Origin of the sequence: Mycolicibacterium insubricum (assembly GCF_010731615.1) — a bacterium.
GTDB lineage: Bacteria > Actinomycetota > Actinomycetes > Mycobacteriales > Mycobacteriaceae > Mycobacterium > Mycobacterium insubricum.
In genome coordinates, this window is the sequence record NZ_AP022618.1 from 4,328,500 (window position 1) to 4,354,750 (window position 26,251).

The following is a 26,251-nucleotide window of genomic DNA, read 5'->3' on the forward strand; positions in this document are numbered from 1 at the left end:
GGCCGCGCTCACCGGTTCGCCTGCTCGGCAAGGGCGGCGCGCACGGCGGCGGGGGCGGTCAGCATCGCGGCCTCGAACGCGGCCCGGCGGTTCCGCCGGTTCATGAAGTTGGCGCCCAATCCGGCCAGGTCGCGAGAGTCCGGGGTGATGGCGACGACGGTGGTCCCCCGCGCCCGGACGGCGGCCACCTCGTGGCGCAGGGTACGCGACATCGGTTGCCGCAGAAGCACATTCTCGACTGCCCCACCGATGCCCGGGGCGCGGTTCCCCCCGGTCGAGGCCATCGGCGCGATGACGTAGACGATGTCGGCCTCGTCGACGCCGATCAGGTCGACCGATGCGGTGGACCGCGCGCCACCGTCGACGTACCGGCGTCCGTCGATGCTCACCGGGGGCATCCAGCCGGGAATGCCCCAGGACGCCCGCAGCGCCTCGCCGACACTCGCCGCCGGCGCGCCGGGTGCACCGAAGGCCACCCGCTGCCCACGGTCGATGTCGAACGCCACCATCCGCGCACCCGGATGCGGCAACCAGTTCCCGTCGGCGAAGCCGTCGGCCAGCCGCTGCAACCATCCGGTGTCGCCGCGGCCGTGCGGGGCGATGCCGGTCACCGCGGCCAGCCCGGACTGCGAGCGCAGCAGCCCCGGGTTGAGCGGCGGCCACGGCACCGGCAGCGGCGGCAGGCTGGACGGGGTGTCGGCCAGATGCGCACGCAGCCGCGGGTCGGCGGCCTCGCCGCGCTGCATGGCCACCAGCTCGTCGGCGCCTATGCCGCCGCCGATCATGGTGACCATTTCCGCACCCGCCGAGGTGCCCTGCAGGATGTCGAAATCGCCTGCTTCAACGCCGATTTCATCGCACAGCGCGGACAGCGCGGCGACGATCCAGGCGCCGCCGATGGTGCCGCCGCAGCCGATGACCAGAGCCCGCCGCGTCATCGGGCGCCGTCCTGCACCGACGCGTGGATACCGGAATTCCTCCACAGCACGGCACAGCCCCTTCACTACAGCCCGGATGGCTAAGACGGTACCGACGGTACTGGAAGGCGGCGACTATCCCGGCGACCGACCCCGGCGTAGTCTCAGAGCTGGTTGGGGTTGCACTGGAGGTGTCGACCATGACTCGACTGACCCGTATATTCATCCTGGTTTCCGGTGCCGCGCTGGCCCTGTCGCTCGGCGGCGCGGTCGCCGGCGCCGATCCGCCCGCGCCGGGCACCTCGTGCGGCCCGAACCAGGTGATCACCACCATCAATACGTGCGCGGAGATCAACTCGTCCTGCACCGGGTACGACGGGATGATCGTCGGCCGGGTGGATCACGACGGCCGCTGCGTGATCCCGGGGCTAAACGGCACCAGCTGGTGACGGTCCACGGCATGCCCCGGTGAGGTGACGCGGTGGCACTGCTGCTGGTCGGTTTCGTCGGCGGATTCCTGGCGGCCATCTCCCCGTGTGTGTTGCCGGTGTTACCGGTAGTGCTGCTCGGCGGCGCCACCTCCACCGGGGCCCACCGCGCGTCATGGCTGCGGCCGCTGTGCATCGTCGCCGGTCTGATACTCAGCTTCACCCTGTTCACCCTGTTCGGCGCGGTGCTGCTGCACCTGCTGGGCCTGCCGGCCGGGACGCTGCGGGCATTGGGGATCGCCACCCTCGCGCTGCTCGGGCTCGCCCTGCTCGTCCCCCGCGTCGAGCGCCTGCTGGAACGCCCGTTCGCACTGATCCCGCAGGTGCGGGTGGGCAACACCGGCGCCGGCTCGGGCTTCGCCCTGGGGCTGGCACTCGGGGCCGTCTATGTGCCGTGCGCGGGCCCGGTGCTGGCGGCCATCGCCATCGCCGGGGCCGGTCAGGCGTTCGGCTGGCCGACGGTCGCGCTGACCGTGGGTTTCGCCGCGGGCACCGCGGTGCCGCTGCTGGTGATCGCGCTGGCCGGCGGCCGGGCGCGGACCCGGGCGCGGTTCCTGGCCGGCCACGCACGGGCGGTGCGGACGGTGGCCGGGGTCGCGATGATCGCGCTGGCGGTGGCGCTGGCCGCCAACCTGACCGATGTGATCGCGCGGCGGGTGCCCGACTACACCAAAGCGATCGGCGCCGCGCTGCCCGACGCCCTGGTCGCCGCGCCGCGGGTCGGTGGCACCGGGTCGCTGCACCGGTGCCAGGACGACGCGTATCGGGGCACCGTCACGCTGGCCGACTGCGGGCCCGCACCGGAGTTCACCGGCATCACGGGTTGGCTGAACTCGGCGCCGCTGAGTATGGCGGGGCTGCGCGGTGAGGTGGTGCTGGTCGACTTCTGGGCGTACTCGTGCATCAACTGCCAGCGCGAGCTGCCGCATGTGCAGGCCTGGTACCAGCGCTACCGGGAGTCGGGGTTCCGGGTCGTCGGGGTGCACACCCCCGAGTACGCGTTCGAGCGGGAAACGGCCAATATCGCCGCCGGCGCGGCACGACTCGGGCTGACGTTCCCGATCGCCGTGGACAACGACTTCGGCACCTGGACGGCGTATGAGAACATCGCCTGGCCGGCCGGCTATCTGGTGGACGCCGACGGGGTGATCCGGCGAATCACCTTCGGGGAGGGCGATTACCGCGCGACCGAGGGCGACATCCGCGCCTTGCTGGCCACCGCCCGGCCGGGCGCGGCGCTGCCGCCGCCGACGGATCTGCCGGACACCACGCCGCGGGACCGGCAACGGACCCCCGAGCTCTACCTCGGCGCCGCGCGGGCCCGTGCCTACGCCGGCGGCGAACTGACCACGGGCACCCGGAATTTCGACGCTCCCGCCGACCCGCGGGCGGGCACCTTTACCCTGTCCGGCAGCTGGACCGTCGGCGACGAATCGCTGACCGCCGGGGACCACGCAGTGATCACCCTGGCCTATCACGCCGCGAAGGTCTATCTGAACGTGTCGGGCACCGGCACGCTGACGGTCACCCGCGGCGATCACACGTCCGCGATTCCGGTGTCGGGCGTGCCGAACATCTATCCCGTCGTCGACGGTGCGGCGGCCGGGACTTCGACGGTGCGCATCGCGGTGACCCCGGGTTTGAGCGTCTATTCCTTCACGTTCGGCTGAGCCCCGTCGTCGGCGCCGGGCCGGCCGGCCACGGCGGCGCGATAGCGCTCCGAGGAGTAGAAGGGGGTCAGCCGGCGGCGCAGCACCGCGTCGAGATAGCCGCGCTGGTCGAGCATGCCCAGCACCGGCGGCCCGAACCGCAGCCCCTCCTCGATCAGATCCTCGCGGCCCACGCCGAGTTCGGCCAGCAGGTCGTAGAGGCTGGTGTCGCCGTACTTGTCGAAGAAGTACCCGATGCCCTCGTCCAGCAGGGAGCGGAAGTAGTCGGTGTTCCGGAAGGGCCGCCAGAACTCGAAGACCAGCACGATGATGTCCTCGATATCGCTGCCGGAGACCACGGATCGCACGGTCGACAGCGAGGTGTCGGCGTTGCGGCGCCAGACGTCGTTGACCGTCTCGACGAGCAGGTCCTCGTCGGCGCGCAGGTGGGTGAGCACGAAGTGCGCGCCGCGCCGGGCCAGCGCCTCGGCACGGGGTTCGAATCGGTCACCGGCGCGAGCCAATCGGGCCTGCAGGCCGGCGAACAGCCGGCCGACGCGGCTGCGGGCCACCGCCTCGCCACCCTCGCTGATCCCCTCCACGATGGAATACCGGATCAGGGAGGCGACCAGGTCGGCGAACTCCTCGCTGGCCAGCACCCGTTCCAGCACCCGGCGGGTGACGGCCATGTCGGCCACCGCTGTGCTCAACTCGGCGAAGCCACGGCCGTCGAGCAAGTCTCCTACCCGGGTGTCGGTCGTGGTGGTGAGCGTGTAGAGCCGCGAGGCGATCTCGCCGACGAGTTCCGGGATGGCTCCCTCGACCGGCATCTGGACGGCGTACTTGGCGGCGGTGTCCTTGATCATCGCCGGCGTCACGGCCTCGGCCAGGGTGATCTCGGAGATTTCGGCCAGGAAGTGGTCGACCTCGTCGAAGACCAGGGCGTGGTAGTTCTCGCCGCGCAGCTGGTCGAGGGCGAATTCCACCTGCGCGTCGAGCAGACGCGCGGCCAGCGGGTCGAGCGCGGGCTCGGTCGCGTCGGTCATGGGGTCCGCTCCAACATCAGCGTGAGCCTACCCACCCGCGCGGTCGCCAGCGGGGCGGCCAGCCGGCGATCTCCTCGGCAGCGACGCCCGCCATGGTGTCCGACAGTGCCGCCGGACCGGCGCCAGCATCCGGTTGGTCACTCCGGCCCGGAGCTGGTCCGGCGGTGCGGTGACCTAATCCCTCATGCGGTTACCCGCTTCGGCGGATCTCGGCCGGCTGGCCGTCGTCGTGGCCGGTGTGTGGGTACTCGTCATCGGGCAGCGGGACGTACAGCCGGGTCATACCTCTGCCGGTTCCTTCGTCGCCGTACCGTTGGACACCGTGGCGCCTTCCTGGTCGATCACCCGGCTTTCCGGAGTGATCGCCCTGTCGGTCCCGGAGCGGCCCACGGAGATCTTGCGCGGCTTAGCCTTCTCCGCCACCGGGATCACCAGGCGCAGCACTCCGTCGTGATAGTCGGCGGTGATCCGGGCGGTGTCCAGATTGTTGCCGAGGACCAGCTGACGGGAGAACACCCCGCGCGGCCGTTCGGCGGCGAGCATCTCCCGGGACGGGTCGACGGCGGCGCGTTCTGCGCGCACGGTCACCACGTTGTTCTCGATATCCAGGTCGAGGGTGTCTGGATCGACGCCCGGCAGGTCGAATTCGACGTGGAATTCGTCGCCGTCTCGCCAGGCATCCATCGGCATCACCGCGGGCCGGGCCGCGGTGCCCAGCACCTGTTGAGTGAACCGGTCCAGCTCGCGGAACGGATCGGTACGCATCAGCATGGTTACCACCTCCAGTGCTTCCTTTCTCATCGCCACTCTGTGCGCATACCATTGGTTTATCTATTCCATCTGGTATAGATTTCTTATAGCACTGAGAAATATCAGATGCAAGCACCAGAATGGGAAAGCTGTGGACCTTGCCAACACGGGCGCCCGAACGTCGACCCCGGCGCCGGCGAATCGGCTGCCCGCCTCCGACCGGGGGGTGTACGGAATCACCGTGGCAGCCGAATTGTCCGGCGCCCCACTGCAATCACTACGCCTGTGGGAACGTCACGGCCTGCTGAGCCCGGCCCGCACCGACGGCGGCACCCGCCGCTACAGCGCCGACGACCTGGTCCGCATCGAACGGATCCTCACCCTGGTGGCTACCGGCGTGAACATCGTCGGCATCGGCCGCATCCTGGAGCTCGAAGACGACAACGCGGCACTGCGCGCGGCCGCCGGACGCGTACGAGGCTAGACCGCATCATCATCAACTGTACCATTGACAAATGGCACAGTTGATGATGAGCTACCACTCGTGACGGACACCGATCACCCGCGCCTGCCCGCAGTGCCCACCCGCGCAACACCACGGGCCGTCGCATCGGCCACCGCCACGCGCTGGACGCTCGGGGCCCTCACCGAGTTCGTACCGGCGAATCGCCCCGGCGTCGTGTTCGGCCGCGGACTCATCGCCGCCATCATGGGAACGCTGGGATCGATGCCGTCCGCCACCACGGTCATCCCGGTCCGGACGCCGCAGCTGCGCGGCGAGTGGGTGTTGGCGCCCGGCGTCGAGTTCCGCGGCCGCGCCGGCTACTACGTGCACGGCAGCGCCTACACCATCTGCTCGGCCCGCACGCACCGCAAGCTCGTCGCACGACTGTCCGAAGCCACCGGCCTGCCGATTTTCGTCGTGGACTACCGTCTCGCGCCTGAATGCCGGTTCCCGACGGCCGCCGACGACGTCGAAGCCGGCTACCGGTGGCTGCTGGAGCAGGGCTATGGCGCCTCCGACATCGTGATCGGCGCCGATTCCGCCGGTGGCCACCTGACCCTGGACCTGCTGCTGACCCACGCCCACGAGGCGGATTTCCAGCCCGCGGGCGTCGTGCTGTTCTCCCCGCTGGTCGACCTGAGCCTCGGGCTGGCATCGCAGCAGGAGCAGGTCCGCCGCGATCCGGCGATGTCGGCTACCGCGGCCCGCCGGCTGGTGGGGCTCTATACCGACGGGCACGACCACGGTCACCCGCGGCTGAAACTCGACTTCACCCATGCCGCCAAGCTGCCGCCGATCCTGACCCAGGTCGGTGGATTCGAGATGCTGCGCGCCGATGCGCGCTACCTGCACGGCGAGCTCTCCGACGCGGGCGCTACCAGCGTCTTGGAGGTCTGGCCCGGCATGGTGCACGTCTTCCAGGCGCTGCCCCGCCTGGCCCCCGAAGCCCGGCCGGCCCTGCGGCGCGCCGCGGCCTTCATCGCACATGTCCACGGCAACAGCCGGCCCGACGGTCTCGAAGAGGTGTCCTGATGTTCATCATCGATGATCTGCTCAACATCCTGCGCACCGATCGACGGTCCGCCAACGCCAAGGCGGTGATCACCGGTGCCGGTAGCGGCATCGGGCGGTCGTTCGCCCTCGAACTCGCCCGCCGCGGCGGCGAAGTCATCTGCGCGGACATCGATCTGGAACGCGCGGTGGAAACCGTCGAGCTGATCGATGCGCTGCCCACCGGCCGGGCGTACGCGGTGCACTGCGACGTCTCCGACCGCACCGCCGTCGAACAACTGGCGGACACCGCCGAGGAGATCTTTTCCGGCGCACCCACCCTGGTGATCAACAACGCCGGGGTCGGCATCGGCGGAAAGCCCGTCGGCGACATCGGATTCGAGGACTGGAACTGGGCCCTCGGCATCAACCTGTGGGGTGTCGTCTACGGCTGCGAGGTCTTCACCCCGCGCCTGCGGGCGGCCGGCCGCGGCGGCATCATCAACGTCGCCTCGGCTGCCGGATTCGCCGCCGCGCCGTCGATGGCTGCCTACAACGTGTCCAAGGCCGGTGTGATGTCCCTGTCGGAAACCCTGGCCGCGGAGCTCGACGACACCGACATCGCGGTGACGGTGCTGTGCCCCACCTTCGTCAAGACGAACGTCTTCGACGACGGCCGAATCACCCCCGGCTCGATGAACCTCAGTAAGCAGCTGGCCCGGTGGACCGGATTGTCCGCCGACTCGGTGGCGGCCCGGACCCTCAACGCGCACGACGCCGGTCAGCTGTACGTGGTTCCGCAGGTTGACGCGACCGTCATCTGGCACCTGAAGCGGCACTTCCCGGCCCTCTACGTCCGCGGCGCCGGCCTGCTCGGCCGCCTGCTGCCTCAGAACTGACCACCCCGTCCCGCCGAAAGGAGCCGAACATGGCGATGGATATGGACAACATGCTGCAGATGATCAAGGACCGGCAGTGGGCCCTGGCCGACATCGACTGGGACGCACCGGGTGCCGACCTCATCGAGCCGGAGCTCTGGGCCAAGCTCAAGCCGTTCATGTCGGATCTGATGTGGATCGAGAACGTCGGCGCCCGCGGCTTCGCCGCGCTGGCCAGGAAGGCTCCGACCCCGACCCTCAAGAGCATCTACGAGCATTTCCACGCCGAGGAACAAAAGCATGCCAACGCCGAGCTGGCACTGATGCGCCGGTGGGGCATGCTCGACAACGACGAGATCCCCGCACCGAACGTCAACGTCCAGCTGGTGATCAACTGGCTGGACCGGTATTCCGACGACATGGAGCTGAGTTTCCTGGGCACCGTCATCCCGATGCTCGAGGTGGCACTGGACGGGGCACTGATCAAGTTCATCACCGACGAGGTCAAGGATCCGGTCGCCCAGGAGGTCTTCCGGCGGATCAATTCCGACGAATCACGGCACCTGGCTGTCGATTTCGAGGTGATGGACATCCTCGGCCAGGCCGACATGCGCACGCTGCTCATCGAGCTGGTCGGCGGCTGGATCAAGCCCACCTTCCTGATCGGTGTACTCAGTTACTTCCCGCTGCTCAACAAGATGCGCGACAACATCGTCGCCATGGGCGTCGATGAGGAGCGGCTCTACCAGGCCATGCGCCGCTACCGAAGCGTCGGTGAACGGAGTGCGTTCACCCGCCGGCTGCCGATGTACCGGATCGTGTCCTGGCAGGCCCGCAAGGTGATCGACCGGACGTCGAAATATCACTGGCTGGCGGACTCCCTGGTGGTGGCCACCAACCTGATCCCGATGCCGCTGGTCCACCGAACGCCGACGTGGTCACAGGAGCTGACCTACGAGCCGGTCGCCTGAAAGAGGTTCAGGATATGACGATTTCCGTAGCCATCATCGGTGCCGGCTTCGCCGGTATCGGCGCCGCCATCCGCCTCAAGGACCGGGGCATCACCGACTTCGTGATCTACGAGCGGGACACCCGAGTCGGCGGAACCTGGCGCGACAACACCTATCCCGGTGCGGCGTGTGACATCCCGTCGCACCTGTACTCCTACAGTTTTGCGCCGAAGCCGGACTGGTCGCACACCTACTCGGGCAGCGCCGAGATCCTGGAGTACATCGACCACATGGTGGAGTCCTCCGGCGTGGCCGAGCATATCCGTTTCGGGCACACCGTCGACGGCGTCGCCTACGACGCCGAGGCCGGCGAGTGGATCATCGACTTCGCCGAGCACCAGCCGCTCCGGGCCCGCTGCGTCATCGTCGCATCGGGACCGCTGTCCAACGCAAGTTTCCCGAACATCCCCGGGATCGACGACTATGAGGGCCACAAGATCCACAGCGCCCGGTGGGACCACGACTACGCCTTCACCGGCAAGCGCGTCGCCGTCGTCGGCACCGGCGCGAGCGGCGTACAGATCATTCCCGAGCTGGTGAAGGTCGCCGACTCGGTGAAGGTGTTCCAGCGCACCCCCGGCTGGGTGCTGCCGCGCCTCAATGCGCGCACCAGCAGCCTGTTCAAGCGGATCCTCACGGATGTGCCGCTGGCACAGAAGGCGGTGCGCGCGGCCTGGTACTGGGGCCACGAGTCGGTAGCCCTCGGCGTCGTGTGGGACACCCCGCTGACCCGCCTGGTGGAGACCCTCAGCACGGCCAACCTCCGCCTGCAGGTGAAGGATCCGTGGCTGCGCCGGCAGTTGACCCCGGATTTCTCCGCCGGGTGCAAACGCCTGCTGATGACCAGCGAGTACTACCCGGCGCTACAGGCCGACAACTGCAAGCTGGTGACCTGGCCCATTGCCCGGTTGTCGGCCAAGGGAATCCGCACCGTCGAGGGCATCGAGCATCAATTCGACGCCATCGTGTTCGCCACCGGGTTCGACGTGTCCAAGGCGGGCACGCCCTTCCGGATCACCGGCGCCGACGGCAGGGACCTGGCGTCGGAGTGGAGCCGCGGTGCGTTCGCCTACCGCAGCGTCGCGGTCTCCGGCTACCCGAACCTCTACTTCACCTTCGGGCCGAATTCCGGCCCCGGGCACAACTCGGCACTGGTGTACATGGAGGCCCAGATCGACTACATCGTCGAGGCGATCTCCAAGCTGTTCCAGTTCGGCTGGAAGGCACTCGATGTGCGGCCCGAGGCTCAGGACCGCTACAACGAGAACATCCAGCAGCGGTTGCAGTCCACCACCTGGAATTCCGGATGCCAGAGTTGGTACCTGACCGAGGACGGCTTCAACGCGACGATGTTCCCCGGCTTTGCGACGCAGTACGTCAACCAGCTGAAGACGGTGGATCTCGACGACTTCAAGATCACCGCCGCGCAGTCGCAGTCCGGCCTGGTCCCGGCTGGATAGGATGCCACCGTGGCCGAGTACCGGATCGACGACCTGGCGCGAGAGGCGGGAACCACCACCCGCAACGTGCGCGTCTATCAGGAGAACGGACTGCTGACCCGGCCCCAGCGGCGCGGCCGGGTGGCGATCTACACCGATCGCCACCTGCGTCAACTGCAGGCCGTGACCCGGTTGCTCGGCGAAGGCTTCACCGTCAAACACATCCTCAAGTTCCTCACCGGCCTGCAGCGCGGACAGGAGCTGGTGGAGGTGCTGAATCTGGCCGACCTGGAGGAACTGGTCACCTCCCCGTGGTCGCATCCGGACAGCCGGACGATGTCGCTGGCGGAACTGCAGGATCGGCTCGGCGAACTGGACGCCGCGGCCCTGCGCCGACTGTGCGCCAACGGGGTGATCGAACCGGCCGGCGACGCGGACAGCTATCTGGTGCCCGATCGGCGAGTCATCGAGGACTACGCGGCGCTGATCGCCTGCGGCATGCCGCTGACGGAGGTGCTTAAGGCCTCCACGGCGGTCGACAAGAAGCTGGACGCCGCGGCCCGCACCATCGCACACCACGGCTACGCCGAGATCGTCCGGCAACGCGGGGTGGGCTGGTATCCCTCCGATGACACCGAATTGGCCTGGGCCGCCGAGATCATCGCGGTCATGCGCCGGGTCGCGGCCCGGTCTGCGCACGCCAGCCTGGACCGGGCGCTGGAGACCGCGGTACGCAACGAACTCCGCCGGTACAACGAGGCCGCCACGGCCGACTCCGTCCCCGATCTGAAGGCCGCCGCGGACTGATCCGTCGTAGGGTCAGCACATGCATGACGATCGGCGACTGACCGAAGAGCGTCTCGACCGATTCGTGAACGGGTTCCTGAACGGAGCGGTGTACGGCGACAGCGCCCCCGTCGAGGTGACGGCGTGGCCGGTACCCGGCGAGCCCGTCCCGTTCGCCGAAGCGGTGCAGAACACGTTCACCCCGATCGCCGAGGGCACACCGTGGGGCGCCCCGTGGTCGACGATGTGGCTGCACGTGACCGGCACTCCGCCGGCCGACTGGGCCACCCGTCACGGGCACGCCACCGAACTTCGGGTCGAGCTCGGCTTCACCGGCGGCCCCGGATTCAACGCCGAAGGGCTCGTTTACCGCGCCGACGGCACGCTGGTGAAGGGAATCTCGCCGTTCAATGCCTTCGTGCCGCTGGAACCCGGTGAACCCGTCAACCTCTATATCGAGGCGGCGGCCAACCCCGATCTCGGCGGCGATTTCGTCTCCCCCACCCCGCTCGGGGATACGACCACCGCCGGCCAGGATCCGCTGTACCGGCTAGGCCGCATCGACCTCGCGCAGCGTGATCTGACGGTCTGGGAACTGCAGCAGGACATCTGGACACTGTCCGGGCTCATGCATGAGCTGGGGTTCGACCTGCCGCGCCGGCTCGACATCCTGCGCTCCCTGGAGCGCATGCTCGACGCCGTCGACCCCGACGACATCCCCGGCACCGCCGCCGCGGGGCGCGCCGCACTGACCGAATGCCTTGCCCGGCCGGCCTATTCGAGTGCGCATCGGATCACCGCGGTGGGTCACGCCCATATCGACTCGGCCTGGCTGTGGCCGGTGCGGGAGACCGCCCGCAAGTGCGCCCGCACCTTCGCCAACGTGGTCGACCTGATGGACCGCGATCCGGGGTTCCGGTTCGCCTGCTCGTCGGCGCAGCAGTTCGCCTGGGTCAAACAGCGCCACCCCGACCTGTACGCACGGATCGCCGAGAAGGTGGCCGCCGGCCGGTTCATCCCGGTGGGCGGCATGTGGGTGGAGGCCGACACCAATATGCCCGGCGGCGAGGCGATGGCCCGCCAATTCGTCCTCGGCAAGCAGTTCTTCCTCGACGAGTTCGGCATCGACACCACCGAGGTCTGGCTGCCCGACTCCTTCGGCTACTCCGCGGCGATGCCGCAGATCGTCGCGGCGGCCGGGGCGCAGTACTTCTTGACCCAGAAGCTGTCCTGGAATCAGACCAACCGGATGCCGCATTCCACCTTCGTCTGGGAGGGCATCGACGGCACCGGGGTGTTCACCCACTTCCCTCCGGTGGACACCTACAACTCGAATCTCTCCGGCGCCGACCTGGCTCGGGCGCAACGCAACTACCGGGAATCCGGGGTTGCCAACAGCTCGCTGGTGCCGTTCGGCTGGGGCGACGGCGGCGGCGGTCCGACCCGGGAGATGCTCGCCGCGGCGGCGCGCACCGCGTCGCTGGAGGGGTCCCCGACGGTGACCGTCGGCACACCGGAGCAGTTCTTCACCGCCGCGCGCGCCGAATACCCGAACCCGCCGCGCTGGTCGGGCGAGCTGTATCTGGAGTTCCACCGCGGCACCTACACCTCCCAGGCCAACACCAAGCAGGGCAACCGACGCAGCGAGCACCTGCTCCGCGAAGCCGAGCTGTGGTCGGCCACCGCAGCCGTGCGTACCGGATTCGACTATCCGGCAGCCGAACTGGAGGAGATCTGGCAGCTGGTCCTGCTGCAGCAGTTCCACGACATCCTGCCGGGCAGCTCGATCGCCTGGGTGCACCGCGACGCCGAACGCAACTACGCGGCGCTCGCCACCCGGCTGCAGGTGATCATCGACGACGCCACCCGGGCGCTGGCCGGCGCCGGAAACCGGCGGCTGGTGTTCAATGCGGCGCCGCACGCCCGCGACGGCGTCCCCGCGCTCGGGGCCGTCGCCGTCGAGCCCGCGGCGACGGTGACACCCGTTGCCGACGGGGACGGCTTTGTCCTCGACAACGGCGTCATCGCCGCCCGGCTCGACGCCCGGGGCCTGCTGGTGTCGCTGGTCGATGCGGCGTCGGGCCGGGAGGCGATGGCCGGCCCGGGCAACCTGCTGCAGCTGCACCGCGACATCCCGAATCACTGGGAGGCGTGGGATATCGACGAGTTCTACCGGCACAACGTCACCGATCTGACCGGCGCGTCGCCGGTGGCGATCGCCGGTGACGCGGTCGAGATCCGGCGCTCATTCAGCAAATCGACTCTCATCCAACGCATTTCCCTGCGAATCGGCTCACCCGCGCTGGATATCGAACTGGACGTCGATTGGCATGAGCGGCAGAAGCTGCTCAAACTGGCCTTCCCGTTCGACGTGCACGCCGACCGCAGCGCCTCGGAAATCCAGTTCGGCCACGTGTTCCGTCCCACCCACGCCAACACCTCCTGGGACGCCGCCAAATTCGAGATCTGCGCACATCGCTGGGTGCACGTCGGCGAGCCGGGTTACGGGGTGGCGGTGGCCAACGACTCCACCTACGGACACGACATCGTCCGCCGCGGCAACGACGCCACGGTGGTGCGGCTGTCGCTGCTGCGCGCCCCGCGCTATCCCGATCCGCAGGCCGACCAGGGCCGGCATCGCCTGAACATCTCGGTGCGGCCCGGGGCGGCCATCGGCGACGCCGTCGAGGAGGGTTACCGGCGCAACCTGACTCCGCGCATCGTGTCCGGCTCGGCCGAATCGGTGCAACCACTGATCACCGTGGACAACCCGGCGGTGATCGTCGAAGCGGTCAAGCTGGCCCAGGACGGCGGTGGCGACGTCGTCGTACGGCTCTACGAGTCCCGCGGCGGTCGCGCGGACGCAACGGTGCGGGCGAACTTCGGCTACCACGACGTCGTCGTCACCGACCTGCTGGAACGGGCGATCGAGGAGCCCCGCGCCGCCGGTGACGTCCGGCTGACGCTGCGCCCCTTCAAGATCGTGACGCTGCGCTTTTGTCGGGGCCCGCGCTCCTCCTCGCCGGCGGTACCGCACGGTGATCGACCGTCGCCCTGACTAACGCCGATCGATCCATTCGATATACCCGCGCCCGGAAATCGGGCGACCCTCGAACCGGCCGGTGTACTCGTAGCTGCCCGCGAATCCGGCGGCCATGCCGTAGGCGAAATCGTCGTTGCTGGTGCCGTCAATGTCGATGAGTTCGCGTCCGTCGTCGTCCAGGACGCGCCAATGGAATTGGCCGGGCAACGTCATCCATGCCCCATCGGGGGTTTGCGCAGCCCGAAGCTCGTCGGTGACGACGTGGGTGAATCCACGCGTGTAGACCCGCGTGCCGCTGTCTGCCCGGCGCACGTAGACGCTCTGCTGCACCGGCAGCCCGAGCGGGCCGAGTACCTCGACCATCAGCACCTGGGTCGTCGCGTCGATGTTGAGGATCTGGTAGGTGAAGAAGTACATCGGCAGCGGTATGTCGGTCCGGCCGCGGGCGTACTCATAGGTGCACAGACCGGAGCTTTCCAACACCTCCCCGGTTGCGGTCGAGGTGAAGCGGGCGTCGTATTCACACAACAGACTCCAGTGGTCGTAGACCCCGCGCATGTGCACAAAGTGTGAGATCACGTCGGTGGGCCTCGCGGCGATCTCGGCCCGCAGTCCGTCGGTGACGGCGCTCACCTGCACCCGATCCCGCGTTCGCTGCATCCGGAGGGCATTGCCGAAGGACAGATCCACCTGTGGCGCGTCGGTTCCGGTCTCTGCGACGAATTCGCATTCGTCGGCGATGCTGTACGGCCGGAAATTGTCCCTCGACACCCCGGAACCGATGAGCAGCCACGCCGAGTCTTGCGGTGTGGTGCGGACCAGCGAGGGTGCGGCAAAGATCGGAACGTTTGCCGCGGTACCCAACACGGCGATGATGTCGAAGAACCCGAACGGCTCCGCGAGGCCGGGAATCATCAGGCCGTAGTGCGCGATCTTCCAGCCGCCGCGTGGCAGATGTTCTGGAACCCGCGGATCATAGCGGCGGGAATTGAGCTTGCCGGTCCGGTTCACCAAGCCGATGATCGGATCGGGTATGCGAGCGCGTATCACGGATGCCACGTTACCGAGCGGCCCCGAGCCGATCGGTGGAGATGATCAGCGGGGTTTTCGGCGGCCGTTATCGTGAGCTGGTGCCCGACGAGCTTTCCGAACTGCTGCGCCGCCGCGCGCTGACCGAAGACGCCGCCCGTCCCGACGCCGTGCAACGCCGGCACGCAGCCGGTGGTCGCACCGCCCGGGAGAACATCGCCGACCTGGTCGACCCCGGATCATTCGTCGAATACGGCCGGTATACCGTTGCTGCGCAACGGGATCGGCGTGAACTGACCGACCTGATCGCCAACACCCCGGCCGACGGTCTGATCGCGGGTACCGCGCGGATCAACGGTGAACTTTTCAGCCCGGAACGCAGCGCCGCCGCGGTGCTGTCCTACGACTACACCGTGCTGGCCGGCACCCAGGGGGTGTTCGGGCACTTCAAGAAGGACCGGTTGTTCGAGCTGATCGAGCGGATGCGGCTGCCCACGGTGTTCTTCGCCGAAGGCGGCGGCGGACGGCCCGGCGACACCGACTATCCGACCGTTTCGTCGCTGGAAGTGCGGGCGTTCAAACTGTGGGCCGCGCTGTCGGGGGTGGTGCCGCGCATCGCGGTGGTCAACGGTCGGTGCTTCGCGGGCAATGCGGTCATCGCGGGCGCCTCGGATCTGATCGTGGCCACCCGGGGCTCCTCGCTGGGGATGGGCGGCCCGGCGATGATCGCCGGCGGCGGGCTCGGTCACGTCGCGCCCGATGACGTCGGGCCGATGTCCGTGCAGGAGCCCAACGGCACGGTGGACGTGGTGGTCGATGACGAGGCCGAGGCCGTCGCGGTGACCAAGAAGCTGCTGGGCTATTTCCAGGGCACGGTCCCGGCCGGGCCGGTCGCCGACCAGACGTCGTTGCGCACGATCCTGCCCGAGCGCGCTCGTCGCGCCTACTTGGTCGGCCCGATCATCGAGACCATCGCCGACGGGGATTCGGTGACGTTCCTGCGGCGCAGGTTCGCACCCGAACTGGTCACCGCCCTGGCCCGGGTCGACGGCCGCGCGGTGGGCGTCGTCGCCAACAACACCATGGCACTGGCCGGGGCACTGACGGCGGCGGCCTCGGACAAGGCGGCCCGGTTCCTGCAGCTGTGCGAGGCGTTCGGGCTTCCGGTGATCTCGCTGATCGACTGCCCGGGTTTCATGGTCGGCCCCGATGCCGAGTCACACGCGCTGGTGCGCCGGGCATCGCGGATGCTGGTCGCCGGGGCCGCGCTGACGGTACCGCTGATCGCGGTGATCCTGCGCCGCGGCTACGGGCTGGGCGCCCAGGCGATGGCCGGCGGCAGCCTGCACGAGCCCCTGCTGACCGTCGCCTGGCCCGGCGCGCACCTGGGACCGATGGGGTTGGAGGGCGCGGTGCGGCTTGGGCTGCGCAAGGAACTCGACGCGATCGAGGATCCCGAGGCGCGTGAGGACGTGGTCCGCCACGCCACCGCCGCCGCGCAGGAGCACGCCAAGGCACTCAATGCCGCCCGGCATTTCGAGATCGACGACGTGATCGACCCGGCCGACACCCGGGGGCTGATCAGCGCGACGCTGGCCGCCGCCGCGGGTGGGCACCGCGCCCCGCGACCCCGGTTCGTCGACACCTGGTAGCGCCGGTCAGGGTTGCAGCGCGAGGTCCTCAGGGTCGGCGTAAACGTCGGTCCGCTTCATCGCCAGGTACCAACGGGTGTACCTATGGGCGACGGCATTCGCAGGAGCTTTTCTACATATCTGAGCGGCCTCGAGATTCTGTTCACTCAGCCGACCCTCACCGCCGCGGTTCCGGCGCCGGCACTGCGATGACGTGGGGTTGACGACGGTGGGCGGGGTTGCTCTACTCACAGTAGGCGCGGCGATTCGTGCAGTTCGCGCAGAGTGGCGCCTCGACCCGGTCGGCGTAAGCGCCAACCGTGAATTAGGAGTAGCGCCGATGATTCTGTCGCAACCCACCGGCAAGCCGGCCGCCACCATCGGTCTGGCGGTGTTGACCGGTGGACTGTGGTTGGGCCTGGTCACCGCAATCGCCCCGGCGGCCCATGCGGACCGGGGAGCGGGCACCGCGTCGTCAGACCATGCCCGCCCGGACAGGACGTCGGCCGGGCGGCAATCGGGCTCGGGTGCAGCGGGGGGCGCCGGTGCCACCCCCTCGTCGCACGACCACAACGGTGCAACAGGTGGCGATCCCGGCGCCGACGGCCAGGGCACCCGGGTGAGCAAACCCGGCGGTGACGTTGCTCGCCCGACCGGGGTGCGCAGTTCCGACGGTTTGGCGAAATTCAGCGGCATCGATGACGCCGCCGGGGCTGCACGGAGTGGTGCGCCGGGACAATTCCGGCAGAGCCGACGGCTCGACCGCGGGATTGGAACGAGTCGGCCCGCTGCCCCGGCGCGGTCGCTGGAGCGATTGACCGGCGACGGAGTGCAGCGGGGTCAGGCGCTCCGGGCGGCCGTCGGTACCGATGACCCCCAGCAGGGACCGAGGCCTTCGGCGCCCGATCCTGCACCGGTGTCAGCCGTGGAAACGACGCCGGTGCAGACGCTCACATCAGTTGATGCGATTGCCGAGATCCCCGCGGTGCTGGCGAGCAACACAGCCACCGCGTTGTCGACCGCATCGGGATCGTTCGCCGAGAAGGCGCAGGCCCGCGGCCGCGAGTTCATGGCTGCGCTGACCGCTCGGGTTCCGGGTGCACAGACCCAGCGGATGCAGAACGCGGCGACGCCGATCAACTCGGTGGCAGAAGTTGTCGACGTGGTTCGCGACGGTGTTGATTCCGTGGTCAATCCGGCGCGGTCGGGGGACCTGGCGCGGGTCGAGGCCACGCCCAGCACCGCGGCCCTGACGAAACTCACCGCACAGTTGCGCACGTTGGCCGGCGACACCGCCCAGGAACTGCACTTCATGGCCGTCGGCACCCAGGCCACCGTCGTCGGGGTGGGGAGCTCACTGCGGCAGGGCGTCGACACGTTGGCCGACGCGCAGAAGGTGGGACCGGTCGACGTGATCGGTTCCCTGGCCTTCGCGGTGCTCGGTGCCTTCATGCAGATACTGTCCGGGCCGGCGGTGGTGCCGCTGGGCAGCAACGTGACCGCTCGGACGTCGACGCTGGTGCTGCCGGACTCCGGCACCGAGGTCCGGGCGGATTGGTACTTCCCGGAGAACGCCAACGAAAGCACCCGGCTGATCTATCTGCAGCACGGGTTCTTCGCCACCGGCCCGCTCTACAGCTACACCGCGGCGTATCTGGCGGAGAGCACGGACAGCATCGTCGTCGCGCCGACGATGTCGTGGAACTCGTTCGATCCCAACGGCGAATCGCTCGGCGGTGCTGCGCTGCAACAGGAGGTGGCGGACCTGTTCGCGGGCGACCGGCCCGAGCTGACGGCCAGTGCAAGAGAAGCCGGATACACCGGGACGCTGCCCGAGCAGTTCGTGCTCGTCGGACATTCTCTGGGCGGCGCGCTGGTGATGGGCGCCGCGGACAGGATGGATCCGGCGACTCTGGCGAATCTGAAGGGCGTCGTGCTGCTGGATGCCGTCGACTCCAACAACGCCGTTGCCGACGGGCTGGTTCGACTCAGCGGCGACGATTATCGCCCGGTGCTCAATATCTCGTCGGAGCCCTACATATGGAACCTGGACGGGACGGTCGCCACCGAGTTGCAGGCCGCGCGTCCAACCGATTTCAACGGGGTGATGCTGGTCGGCGGGCGTCATATCGATGCGGCACAGGGCGGCAACCCGGTTTTCCAGGTCATCGAATACGCCCTGGCGGGTTTGTCGAAGCCGGCCAACGTTGCGGCGGTCCAGACGCTCTCCAGCAGTTGGATCGACGACATGTTCGACGGGATCGCACCCAGCTACGACCCGAACGGCCCCGCCACCGCGAAGCCGCTGGCGGAGGCGGCCGGAAAAACGGTGTCGCCTTTGACGTCCGTCAAGATGATCGTGGACTCCTGGCTCACGTTTGCCGGATAGCCGGTACCAGCTGGCACTCGGTCCGCTAGCTGCGCAGTGTTCCGGGGCCTGCGCCGAAAGAGGGCGCCGTGCGTGGGTCAGCGGCGACTCTCGCCGGAAAGCAGAAACTTCCTGCTCCCAGGGGGTTTATTGTGGCCAGGGCCGGGATCGAACCGGCGACCTTCCGCTTTTCAGGCGGACGCTCGTACCAACTGAGCTACCTGGCCGGAAGGCAAGTTTCCTCGCCGTTCTGGCGACCCTGACGGGACTCGAACCCGCGACCTCCGCCGTGACAGGGCGGCGCGCTAACCAACTGCGCCACAGGGCCTTGCTTTCCTGCGTGCTCCGGCAATGCTGCCGTTGCGTACCCCCAACGGGATTCGAACCCGTGCTACCGCCGTGAAAGGGCGGCGTCCTAGGCCACTAAACGATGGGGGCCAATCCGAATCACTCCGGGGTACTCACAACGCTGCACGTTGGGAGCGTCGATAGCTTAGGGCACCGGACGCCCAATTCCCAAACCGATTGACAGCAACCCGTCTACCAGCGCCGATCCCGACGACGCCGCACCACGCGCCCTCGGTGTCGACACCCACCGCGGAGTCGGTATGGTGTTGGCTCACGCCCCTATAGCTCAGTCGGTAGAGCTACGGACTTTTAATCCGCAGGTCCCAGGTTCGAGCCCTGGTGGGGGCACAAAACTGCACACGCCGTCGACGGGAAGATCATCGGTCGCTCACCGAGAAACGACCGGCCGCGCGGCCGTGACAGCGCCTTCACCGCGAAATCTGGCAGCGAGACGACCTGCACCGAAGACTCCGTATTCCCGGTATCCAGGCGCCTCAGGCCCTCACCAGCGATCCTGGCGACCTTCAGCTTCCGCGCAGCACTCCGGTAGGTCGTCATCGTGGCGGGCGACCGGTTCGAGTCCTCGGGCACGGGCTGCTCGCCGTCATCCTCGCCGCCGTGCTGGTGACGATCGCCTCGCTATGCCAGACGCCGACCGATAGTCGCCCGGTCGGCCCGACGTCGGGGTCGTCGTCGCGGGCGCCGATCACCTCCGGACACCGATCCACATCGTCGGTGCCGCGGACGACGGTCACCCGGCCCAGCGGCAAGCCGACCTGCCGAGACCTCGGCCGCACCGACATCCCGCGCGGTGACCCGGACTATGCGCCATGGCTCGATGGTGATGGGGATGGGATTGCGTGCGAATCCCGGAAGCCCCGCTGACCCGACGGTTACGCTCCACGCTCATGTGGGGAAAATTCGCCGCGGCCATCGCCGCCCTGTCGATCGTCGCTGCCGCGCCGGCCGGCGCCGAACCCGCCGACGACACGTTCATCGGTGCACTCGACGCGCAGGTCATCCCGTACACCAGCCGTGATGCGGCGATCGCTGCGGGCAAGTCCGTCTGCGACGGCTTCGGCCAGGGCGACAGCTTCGACGCGGTCACCGTGGGTGTGCGAGAGGCTGGGTCGCAGCTGACGTCGCTGGACCAGGCAGTCGCGTTCGTGAAGGCTGCGGCGGAGGCGTATTGCCCGCAGGATGCGAATCCGAATGCTGCGCAGGCGGTTACGCCGGAATCGTGGGGTATGGATGACGGTATCGGTGTTGGTCCGCGGGCGGCCGGTACGGCGTGTCTGGCGGCGGAGTCTCACCAGTGGGCGGATTCGACGGATGGTAGTGGTAAGGCGTTGTGGTGTCCGCCGCCGGCGTTCGTCTGGGTGCACGTGAGCTGAACACCGAAAGCCGCTTCGGCCTCCAGGTGCACACCGGAACATGGCCGGCAAAAGGACTCCTCGCCACGGTCATGGCGCAAGAGGGCAGCCGCGAGGGGCGGTCAGGCCGCGACGGCGCTGATCTCCCGGCATTTGCGGCAGCGCATCCGGCGGGCATCGATCGGAACGGCGTTCTTGGTCTTGCACTTCGGGCAGGCGATCGTGCGCAGCTCGCGTTTGGCCTCGGCGGCCGGCTTGGCGGCCGGCTTCGGCGAGGCAGCGGGCTTGTCCTCAACGGCGTTCGGCTCGGACTCGACGGCGGCCTTCGGCTCGGGCTCGACGGCGGCCTCCGGCTCCGCGGCCTCGGGCTGGACGACGACGGGCTCCGGCTCGACAGCCGCAACCTCGACAGCCGCAACCTCAACCTCGGCGACCGGCTCCGCAGCGGCCTCGGCAACCTCGACGGCCTCAACAACCTCGACGACGGGCTCCTCCACCGCCGCGGCCGACTGGACACCGTCGGCCGGCGCGTCCGATCCGGCCGTCTCGGGCTCCGCGGACTCGGCTGCCTCAGCCGCCGCCCGGGCGGCCTTGCGCTTGGCCACGCCGGCCAGCGTCGCGCGCGCCGAAATCAGTCGAGCGCGCTCGACCGCGCCGTGCGGGGCCAGGATCGCCAGCCCGACGCCCAGCGGGCCGAGGAAGAAGAACGTGATGGCGGCAAATGCCCATGGATTGCGTTCCCGGTCGTTGGCGATCAGGCCGGCTACCGCGGCACTGATACCCCAGAGGACGAACACCGAGGCCCCCGTGACCACATACTCCATAAACCGATCTCCATATCGCGGACAGCAACGTGCCCCGGGGCGGAGCGCGCTGGTTACAGCAAAAACTACCCGAACGAGCCGGGCCGCCCGGGGTGGATGGGCCGCGTCGTCGTCACCGTGGTGACCGCGGGGCCACCCGTGGGTGCGGTCGAGGCGCCCAGGATGAACGCCACCGCGCCGACGACCAGCGCCACCACGACCGCGACCAGCAGCACCAGGTGCCAGATCGGCCGACGCATCAGCACCGGCTGCGGCACCATGATCACCGGCGGCGACGGCGCCATCACGGGCGCATGAGCCTGGGCCGGAACAGGCTGAGGAACGGGCGCAGGGGCGGCAACCGGAGCGGCGGGCTGCAGCATCGGCAGCGGCCCGGTCACCGGATCACCACCGACGTCGATCAGTTCGGCCATCATCGCCTCGGCGCTGGGGAATCGCGCGGCCTCCTCCGGGGTCATCGCCCGGTCGACGATGGCCGCGAGCTGTGGATCGATGTCGGGGCGCAGCACGGCCACCGGCGGCGGCGGGTTCTCGGTGATGGCCCGCGCCAGGGCCACCAGGTTTTCCTGCGGGAAGGCCCGCCGGCCGGTCAGCGCCTCGTAGCCGACCACGCCGACGGCGTACAGGTCGTCGGAGACCGTCGCCGGGCGCCCGGTGAGCCGCTCCGGGCTCATATAGGCCATCGTGCCCATGATCTGCCCGGTCTGGGTGTGGAAGGTCTCGGGCCCCTTGGCCAGCCCGAAGTCGGCGACCTTGGCCGATCCTGTCGCGGTGAACAGGATGTTGGCCGGTTTGATGTCGCGGTGCAAGATGCCGGCGGCATGGGCGGCCGACAGCGCCGCCAGCACCTCGACCAGCATCCGCCGGACATACGGCGGAGGCACCGGCCCCATGGCGATCACCTCGGCGAGGCTGCGCCCGGGCAGCCGCTCCATCACCAGGTACGGCGCACCGCGGTGCTGGCCGCTGTCGTAGACGTTGACGATGTTGGGGTGGTGCAGCGCCGATGCCGCCTGCGCCTCCAGCCAGAACCGGTGCAGGTACTCGGGATTGGTGTCATAGCCGGCATAGAGCAGCTTGATGGCGACGGAATACCCGGTCCGGGTGTCGATGGCCTCGCGCACCTCGGCCATACCGCCACGGCCCAGGACGCCACGAACCTCGTAGCGGCCGCCGAGCAGTTCGGGGGCCATCATGTGCACCACCTTATTCTGCCCGCGCCCCCGCGCGGCCGCAGACACTATCGGTACGGGCAGTAGTGCATCGGGTTGTCCCGCTCGGACAGCGGGGGCAGATTGCGGACCGGGGTCTCCGGCGGCGGGCTGTCGGCCGGGATCCGCCCGGCGGCACGGTCGAGCGCCGCCCGGGCGCGCGGGTGTTTGCGGTACCGCGGCGGCACCAAGGAAAACGAGATGCGCACGACGTCGCAGAACCGGCGGTGCCACCATTCGTCGCGCCGTGACCAGCTGAACCCCAGCAAATCCCGGACCGGCTGGTCGTAGAGCCCGACGGTGAACCAGAGCAGCAGCGGCGCCACCAGCCGTCGTTGCACCGGGGCGAACACCGCGTCCGGCACGAACGCGGCGAACGGCGGCTTCGGGTAGTCGGCCAGCGCCAGCACCTGACGGGTCGCCGGGTTGTCCTCCAGCACCTCCCGGCACATCCGCTCCCAGTACGCCTGGAACTCCTCCCAGCTGGCCGGCACCGGCCGCATGCTCATCCCGTACATGGCGTACCACCCGACGTGCTCGTCGAACAGCCGGCGCTTCTCGTCCTCGGTGAGCCCGCCGCTGAGATTGTCGGCGTCGATGAGAGTGCCGACGAAGAATGTGGAGTGCGCCCAGTAGAAGACCTCCGGGTTGAGCGCGTGGTAGCGCCGGCCCTGGTCATCCACACCTTTGATGTCGACGTGATAGTCGCGCACCTCGGCCCCGGTGCCCGGGGCGCGTTCGCCGTCGAAGACCACCCCGGCGATCGGGTACAGCGAACGCAGCACCCGCTGCCACGGCTCCTCGGCGAACGACGAGTAGTCCGTCACCGCCGCCCCGAGCTGCGGGTGCATGTTCTGCATGGTTCCGGCAAACGGGCCCTGCAGCATGCCGCGCCAGTCCCCGAAGTACTTCCACGTCAATGACCCCGGACCCAGGGGTGTCACTGCCGTGGTGGGCCTATGTTGAGTCACCGGCGATCACGTCCGATCGTTGAAGAAACGACAACACTGGACAAAAATGACTACATACGTTGTCATCGATGAGTTTAGGAGCCCCGTGAATTCCGGTCAACGCCGCGGTCGATGGTCCGGCGTCCCCCTCTCCGACCGTCCCTCGCGCCGCCGCGACGCGCTGCTGGCCGCGGGCATCGCCGCGCTCGGCGCCCCCGACGGCCCGGCGCTGACGGTACGGGCGATCTGCCGCGAAGCTCGCCTGACCGAACGTTATTTCTACGAAAGCTTCACCGACCGTGAGCAATTCGCCCGCGCGGTGTACGACGAGGTCGGCAACTCGGCGATGGCCGCCCTGGCCTCGGCGAGCGGCCCGCGCCAGGCCGTCGAACGCTTCGTCGCCCTGATGGTCGACGACCCCGCCCGCGGCCGGGTGCTGCTGCTGGCGCCGGCGGCCGAACCCGCGCTGATGCGCAGCGGCCCGGACTGGATGACCGACTTCATCACCCTGCTGCAGCAACGACTGCCCGGCACCGTCGACCCGATCGCCGCCCAGCTGACCGCCATCAGCATGATCGGCGGCCTCACCGCCCTGTTCACCGCCTATCTCGACGGCCGACTGCAACTCGACCGGGAACGCTTCATCGACTATTGCGTGGCCCTGCTCACGACACGGATAGTCGACTAAGGGGCAAATAAGGCGCAAATAAGGACAAACGTCACAATTGCGCCACACCGCCCCCCGGAAAACTTGATGCAACCGATGGACACAGATATATTGACTGCAACCATCAGGTACAGATAACTGGAGGGCCCGTGCCTAAAGACCTGACCGACCTGCAACTGCTGACCGAGCTTCAGCCGGTCGTGGAAGAGAACATCAACCGCCACATGAAGATGGCGCGCGAGTGGAACCCGCACGACTACATCCCGTGGTCGGACGGCAAGAACTACTACGCCCTCGGCGGCCAGGACTGGGATCCGGAGTCCTCCAAGCTCTCCGAGGTCGCGCAAACCGCGATGGTGCAGAACCTGCTGACCGAGGACAACCTGCCGTCCTATCACCGCGAGATCGCGATGAACTTCTCCATGGACGGCCCGTGGGGCTTCTGGGTCAACCGCTGGACCGCCGAGGAGAACCGGCACGGCATCGCCCTGCGCGACTACCTGGTCGTGACCCGCGCCGTCGACCCCGTCGAGCTGGAGATCACCCGGATGGAGCAGGTCACCCGCGGCTTCTCCCCGGGCCAGAACCACCAGGGTGACCTGTTCGCCGAGAGCCTGTTCGACGCCGTCATGTACGTCTCGTTCCAGGAGCTCGCCACCCGCGTGTCGCACCGCAACACCGGCAAGGCGTGCAACGACCCGGTCGCCGACGCGCTGCTGGGCAAGATCTCCAACGACGAGAACCTGCACATGATCTTCTACCGGGACACCAGCGCCGCCGGCCTGGACATCTGCCCCAACCAGGCGATGCACTCGCTGCACCGGGTGCTGCGTAACTTCCGGATGCCCGGGTTCACCGTGCCGGAGTTCCGCCGCAAGGCCGTCATCATCGCCGTCGGCGGTGTCTACGACCCGCGCATCCACCTCAACGACGTGGTGATGCCGGTGCTCAAGAAGTGGCGGATCTTCGAGCGCGAGGACTTCACCGGCGAGGCCGCGCGGATGCGCGACGACCTGGGTCTGCTCATGGAGGAGCTCGAAGAGACCTGCGTGAAGTTCGAGGTTGCCAAGGAACGACGGCTGGAGCGTGAGCGCAAGGTCGCCGAGAAGAAGGCGATGAAGAACCTGCTGGTGTCGTCATCGGCGTAACCGAAGCGCCGGCGACGGCGAACCCCTCGGCTTCATCGGCCCGATCCGCCCTGCGGATCGGGCCGATCGAGTTGGCCAGCCCGGTGGTGCTGGCCCCGATGGCCGGCGTGACCAACGTCGCCTTCCGCACCTTGTGCCGGGAGCTGGAGATCGAACGGGCCGGCACGGTCAGTGGCCTCTACGTCTGCGAAATGGTGACCGCGCGGGCGCTGGTCGAACGCCACCCGGTGACCCTGCACATGACGACGTTCGGCCCGGACGAGTCCCCGCGGTCGCTGCAGCTCTACACCGTCGACCCGGACACCACCTACGACGCGGCCCGGATGATCGCCACCGAGGGCCTGGCCGACCACATCGACCTGAACTTCGGCTGCCCGGTGCCCAAGGTCACCCGCCGCGGCGGCGGCGCCGCGCTGCCCTACAAGCGCCGACTGTTCGGCCGGATCGTCGCGGCCGCCGTGCGGGCCTGCGCCGGCACCGACATCCCGGTCACCGTGAAGTTCCGGATCGGGATCGACGACGACCACCACACCCACTTCGACGCCGGCCGGATCGCCGAGGCCGAGGGTGCCGCCGCGGTCGCCCTGCACGCCCGCACCGCCGCCCAGCGCTACTCCGGCACCGCCGACTGGTCGGCCATCGCCGCCCTCAAAGAGCAGGTGACGACCATCCCGGTGCTCGGCAACGGCGACATCTTCGATGCCGACGACGCCCTGGCCATGATGGCTGAGACCGGGTGCGACGGGGTGGTGATCGGGCGCGGCTGCCTGGGCCGGCCGTGGCTGTTCGCCGAGCTGTCGGCGGCCTTCAACGGCGTACCGGCCGCGACCCCGCCCACCCTCGGCGAGGTCGCGACCATCATCGGCCGCCACGGTGAACTGCTGGCCGAACACTTCGGCGAGGACAAGGGCATGCGGGACATCCGCAAACACGTCGCCTGGTATCTGCACGGCTTCCCGGCCGGCGCGGACCTGCGCCGCGCACTGGCCCTGGTCAAGACCCGCGGCGAACTCGAAACCCTGCTCGGCGAGCTCGACGGCGACGTACCGTTCCCGCCGCACGCCGCCGGTCCGCGGGGCCGCCAGGGTTCCCCGTCGGCGGTGTCGCTGCCCGACGGTTGGCTGGCCGATCCCGACGATCTGACCGTCCCGACGGCCGCCGACGTGATGAATTCCGGCGGCTGAGCAGCGCTACCGCTAGC

23 protein-coding genes and 4 tRNA genes are annotated in these 26,251 nt (G+C 68.7%); 17 read left to right on the top strand and 10 right to left on the bottom strand.

Features of this window, described 5'->3' with window-relative positions:
- Window positions 1–8 precede the first annotated feature (8 nt).
- A complete protein-coding gene (locus G6N16_RS20340; protein WP_083031188.1) occupies window positions 9–938 on the bottom strand; it encodes a patatin-like phospholipase family protein in 930 nt (309 codons plus the stop codon).
- A 179-nt stretch (window positions 939–1,117) separates the two neighbouring features.
- Here G6N16_RS20340 and G6N16_RS20345 point away from each other — a divergent pair, with 179 nt between their 5' ends.
- Together G6N16_RS20345 and G6N16_RS20350 are read left to right on the top strand one after the other, a co-directional pair.
- On the top strand, window positions 1,118–1,366 hold the full coding sequence (locus tag G6N16_RS20345; RefSeq protein ID WP_083031205.1) for a hypothetical protein: 249 nt from the start codon (window positions 1,118–1,120) through the stop codon (window positions 1,364–1,366).
- Between the two features lie 32 nt (window positions 1,367–1,398).
- Entirely contained in the window at window positions 1,399–3,075 is a 1,677-nt protein-coding gene (locus G6N16_RS20350; protein WP_083031189.1) for a redoxin domain-containing protein, read from the top strand.
- On the opposite strand, the gene G6N16_RS20355 is transcribed toward G6N16_RS20350, so the two are convergent.
- Both G6N16_RS20355 and G6N16_RS20360 read right to left on the bottom strand, forming a co-directional pair.
- On the bottom strand, window positions 3,054–4,100 hold the full coding sequence (locus tag G6N16_RS20355) for a hypothetical protein (RefSeq protein WP_083031191.1): 1,047 nt from the start codon (window positions 4,098–4,100) through the stop codon (window positions 3,054–3,056). The two genes, G6N16_RS20350 and G6N16_RS20355, sit on opposite strands and share 22 nt — an antisense overlap.
- 279 nt (window positions 4,101–4,379) lie before the next feature.
- Window positions 4,380–4,871, bottom strand: coding sequence for an Hsp20/alpha crystallin family protein (locus tag G6N16_RS20360; RefSeq protein ID WP_083031192.1), 492 nt, complete (start codon window positions 4,869–4,871; stop codon window positions 4,380–4,382).
- 205 nt (window positions 4,872–5,076) lie between these two features.
- Here G6N16_RS20360 and G6N16_RS20365 point away from each other — a divergent pair, with 205 nt between their 5' ends.
- Genes G6N16_RS20365 through G6N16_RS20395 form a run of 7 tightly spaced genes read left to right on the top strand, consistent with a single transcriptional unit; the run spans window position 5,077 to window position 13,516 of the window.
- Window positions 5,077–5,334 carry a MerR family transcriptional regulator gene (locus G6N16_RS20365; RefSeq protein ID WP_083031193.1) on the top strand — a complete coding sequence of 86 codons (258 nt, stop codon included), beginning with the start codon at window positions 5,077–5,079 and terminating at the stop codon, window positions 5,332–5,334.
- A 60-nt stretch (window positions 5,335–5,394) separates the two neighbouring features.
- A complete protein-coding gene (locus G6N16_RS20370) occupies window positions 5,395–6,387 on the top strand; it encodes an alpha/beta hydrolase fold domain-containing protein (protein ID WP_083031194.1) in 993 nt (330 codons plus the stop codon).
- A complete protein-coding gene (locus G6N16_RS20375; protein WP_110810853.1) occupies window positions 6,387–7,244 on the top strand; it encodes an SDR family NAD(P)-dependent oxidoreductase in 858 nt (285 codons plus the stop codon). The genes G6N16_RS20370 and G6N16_RS20375 overlap by 1 nt, the downstream gene beginning before the upstream one ends.
- A gap of 29 nt (window positions 7,245–7,273) precedes the next feature.
- Entirely contained in the window at window positions 7,274–8,194 is a 921-nt protein-coding gene (locus tag G6N16_RS20380) for a ferritin family protein (RefSeq protein WP_083031195.1), read from the top strand.
- 14 nt (window positions 8,195–8,208) lie between these two features.
- A complete protein-coding gene (locus G6N16_RS20385) occupies window positions 8,209–9,693 on the top strand; it encodes a flavin-containing monooxygenase (protein ID WP_083031196.1) in 1,485 nt (494 codons plus the stop codon).
- 9 nt (window positions 9,694–9,702) lie between these two features.
- Window positions 9,703–10,479, top strand: a complete 777-nt coding sequence (locus tag G6N16_RS20390) for a MerR family transcriptional regulator (protein WP_083031197.1) — start codon at window positions 9,703–9,705, stop codon at window positions 10,477–10,479.
- Between the two features lie 19 nt (window positions 10,480–10,498).
- Entirely contained in the window at window positions 10,499–13,516 is a 3,018-nt protein-coding gene (locus G6N16_RS20395) for an alpha-mannosidase (RefSeq protein ID WP_163787934.1), read from the top strand.
- On the opposite strand, the gene G6N16_RS20400 is transcribed toward G6N16_RS20395, so the two are convergent.
- Window positions 13,517–14,551, bottom strand: coding sequence for a DUF6670 family protein (locus G6N16_RS20400; protein ID WP_110810977.1), 1,035 nt, complete (start codon window positions 14,549–14,551; stop codon window positions 13,517–13,519).
- A gap of 41 nt (window positions 14,552–14,592) precedes the next feature.
- On the opposite strand from G6N16_RS20400, the gene G6N16_RS20405 reads away from it, so the two are divergent.
- Together G6N16_RS20405 and G6N16_RS20410 are read left to right on the top strand one after the other, a co-directional pair.
- The gene (locus tag G6N16_RS20405) at window positions 14,593–16,182 is read left to right on the top strand and encodes an acyl-CoA carboxylase subunit beta (RefSeq protein WP_083033615.1); all 1,590 of its coding nucleotides are present in this window, start codon (window positions 14,593–14,595) and stop codon (window positions 16,180–16,182) included.
- A gap of 319 nt (window positions 16,183–16,501) precedes the next feature.
- Complete coding sequence (locus G6N16_RS20410) at window positions 16,502–18,550, top strand: alpha/beta hydrolase family protein (RefSeq protein WP_083033616.1); 2,049 nt, start codon at window positions 16,502–16,504, stop codon at window positions 18,548–18,550.
- Window positions 18,551–18,682: 132 nt separating this feature from the next.
- Here G6N16_RS20410 and G6N16_RS20415 read toward each other — a convergent pair.
- The 3 genes from G6N16_RS20415 to G6N16_RS20425 form a co-directional block, all read right to left on the bottom strand.
- Window positions 18,683–18,756 (bottom strand) — tRNA-Phe (locus G6N16_RS20415).
- Between the two features lie 24 nt (window positions 18,757–18,780).
- Window positions 18,781–18,857 (bottom strand) — tRNA-Asp (locus tag G6N16_RS20420).
- 37 nt (window positions 18,858–18,894) lie between these two features.
- Window positions 18,895–18,967, bottom strand: a tRNA-Glu gene (locus tag G6N16_RS20425).
- A gap of 185 nt (window positions 18,968–19,152) precedes the next feature.
- Here G6N16_RS20425 and G6N16_RS20430 point away from each other — a divergent pair.
- From G6N16_RS20430 to G6N16_RS20440, 3 genes are all read left to right on the top strand, one after another.
- A tRNA-Lys gene (locus G6N16_RS20430) sits at window positions 19,153–19,225 on the top strand.
- 387 nt (window positions 19,226–19,612) lie between these two features.
- A complete protein-coding gene (locus G6N16_RS20435) occupies window positions 19,613–19,762 on the top strand; it encodes an excalibur calcium-binding domain-containing protein (protein ID WP_234806032.1) in 150 nt (49 codons plus the stop codon).
- Window positions 19,763–19,785: 23 nt separating this feature from the next.
- Window positions 19,786–20,271: a DUF732 domain-containing protein gene (locus G6N16_RS20440; protein WP_083033619.1), complete on the top strand. Its 486-nt coding sequence runs from the start codon at window positions 19,786–19,788 to the stop codon at window positions 20,269–20,271.
- A 101-nt stretch (window positions 20,272–20,372) separates the two neighbouring features.
- Here the strand turns inward: G6N16_RS20440 and G6N16_RS20445 are convergent, their stop codons facing one another.
- The 3 genes from G6N16_RS20445 to G6N16_RS20455 all read right to left on the bottom strand — a co-directional run bounded on the left by G6N16_RS20445 (window position 20,373) and on the right by G6N16_RS20455 (window position 23,256).
- On the bottom strand, window positions 20,373–21,074 hold the full coding sequence (locus tag G6N16_RS20445; protein WP_083033621.1) for a hypothetical protein: 702 nt from the start codon (window positions 21,072–21,074) through the stop codon (window positions 20,373–20,375).
- A gap of 65 nt (window positions 21,075–21,139) precedes the next feature.
- Window positions 21,140–22,270, bottom strand: a complete 1,131-nt coding sequence (locus G6N16_RS22010) for a serine/threonine-protein kinase (protein WP_083033632.1) — start codon at window positions 22,268–22,270, stop codon at window positions 21,140–21,142.
- A 44-nt stretch (window positions 22,271–22,314) separates the two neighbouring features.
- Window positions 22,315–23,256 (bottom strand): oxygenase MpaB family protein, encoded by a 942-nt coding sequence (locus tag G6N16_RS20455; protein WP_407663671.1) that lies wholly within the window; start codon window positions 23,254–23,256, stop codon window positions 22,315–22,317.
- A gap of 85 nt (window positions 23,257–23,341) precedes the next feature.
- On the opposite strand from G6N16_RS20455, the gene G6N16_RS20460 reads away from it, so the two are divergent.
- The 3 genes from G6N16_RS20460 to dusB all read left to right on the top strand — a co-directional run bounded on the left by G6N16_RS20460 (window position 23,342) and on the right by dusB (window position 26,234).
- The gene (locus G6N16_RS20460) at window positions 23,342–23,923 is read left to right on the top strand and encodes a TetR/AcrR family transcriptional regulator (protein ID WP_083033625.1); all 582 of its coding nucleotides are present in this window, start codon (window positions 23,342–23,344) and stop codon (window positions 23,921–23,923) included.
- Window positions 23,924–24,051: 128 nt separating this feature from the next.
- Window positions 24,052–25,050 (top strand): acyl-ACP desaturase, encoded by a 999-nt coding sequence (locus tag G6N16_RS20465; RefSeq protein WP_083033627.1) that lies wholly within the window; start codon window positions 24,052–24,054, stop codon window positions 25,048–25,050.
- Window positions 25,051–25,100: 50 nt separating this feature from the next.
- The gene (gene dusB, locus G6N16_RS20470; RefSeq protein ID WP_163787985.1) at window positions 25,101–26,234 is read left to right on the top strand and encodes a tRNA dihydrouridine synthase DusB; all 1,134 of its coding nucleotides are present in this window, start codon (window positions 25,101–25,103) and stop codon (window positions 26,232–26,234) included.
- Window positions 26,235–26,251 lie beyond the last annotated feature (17 nt).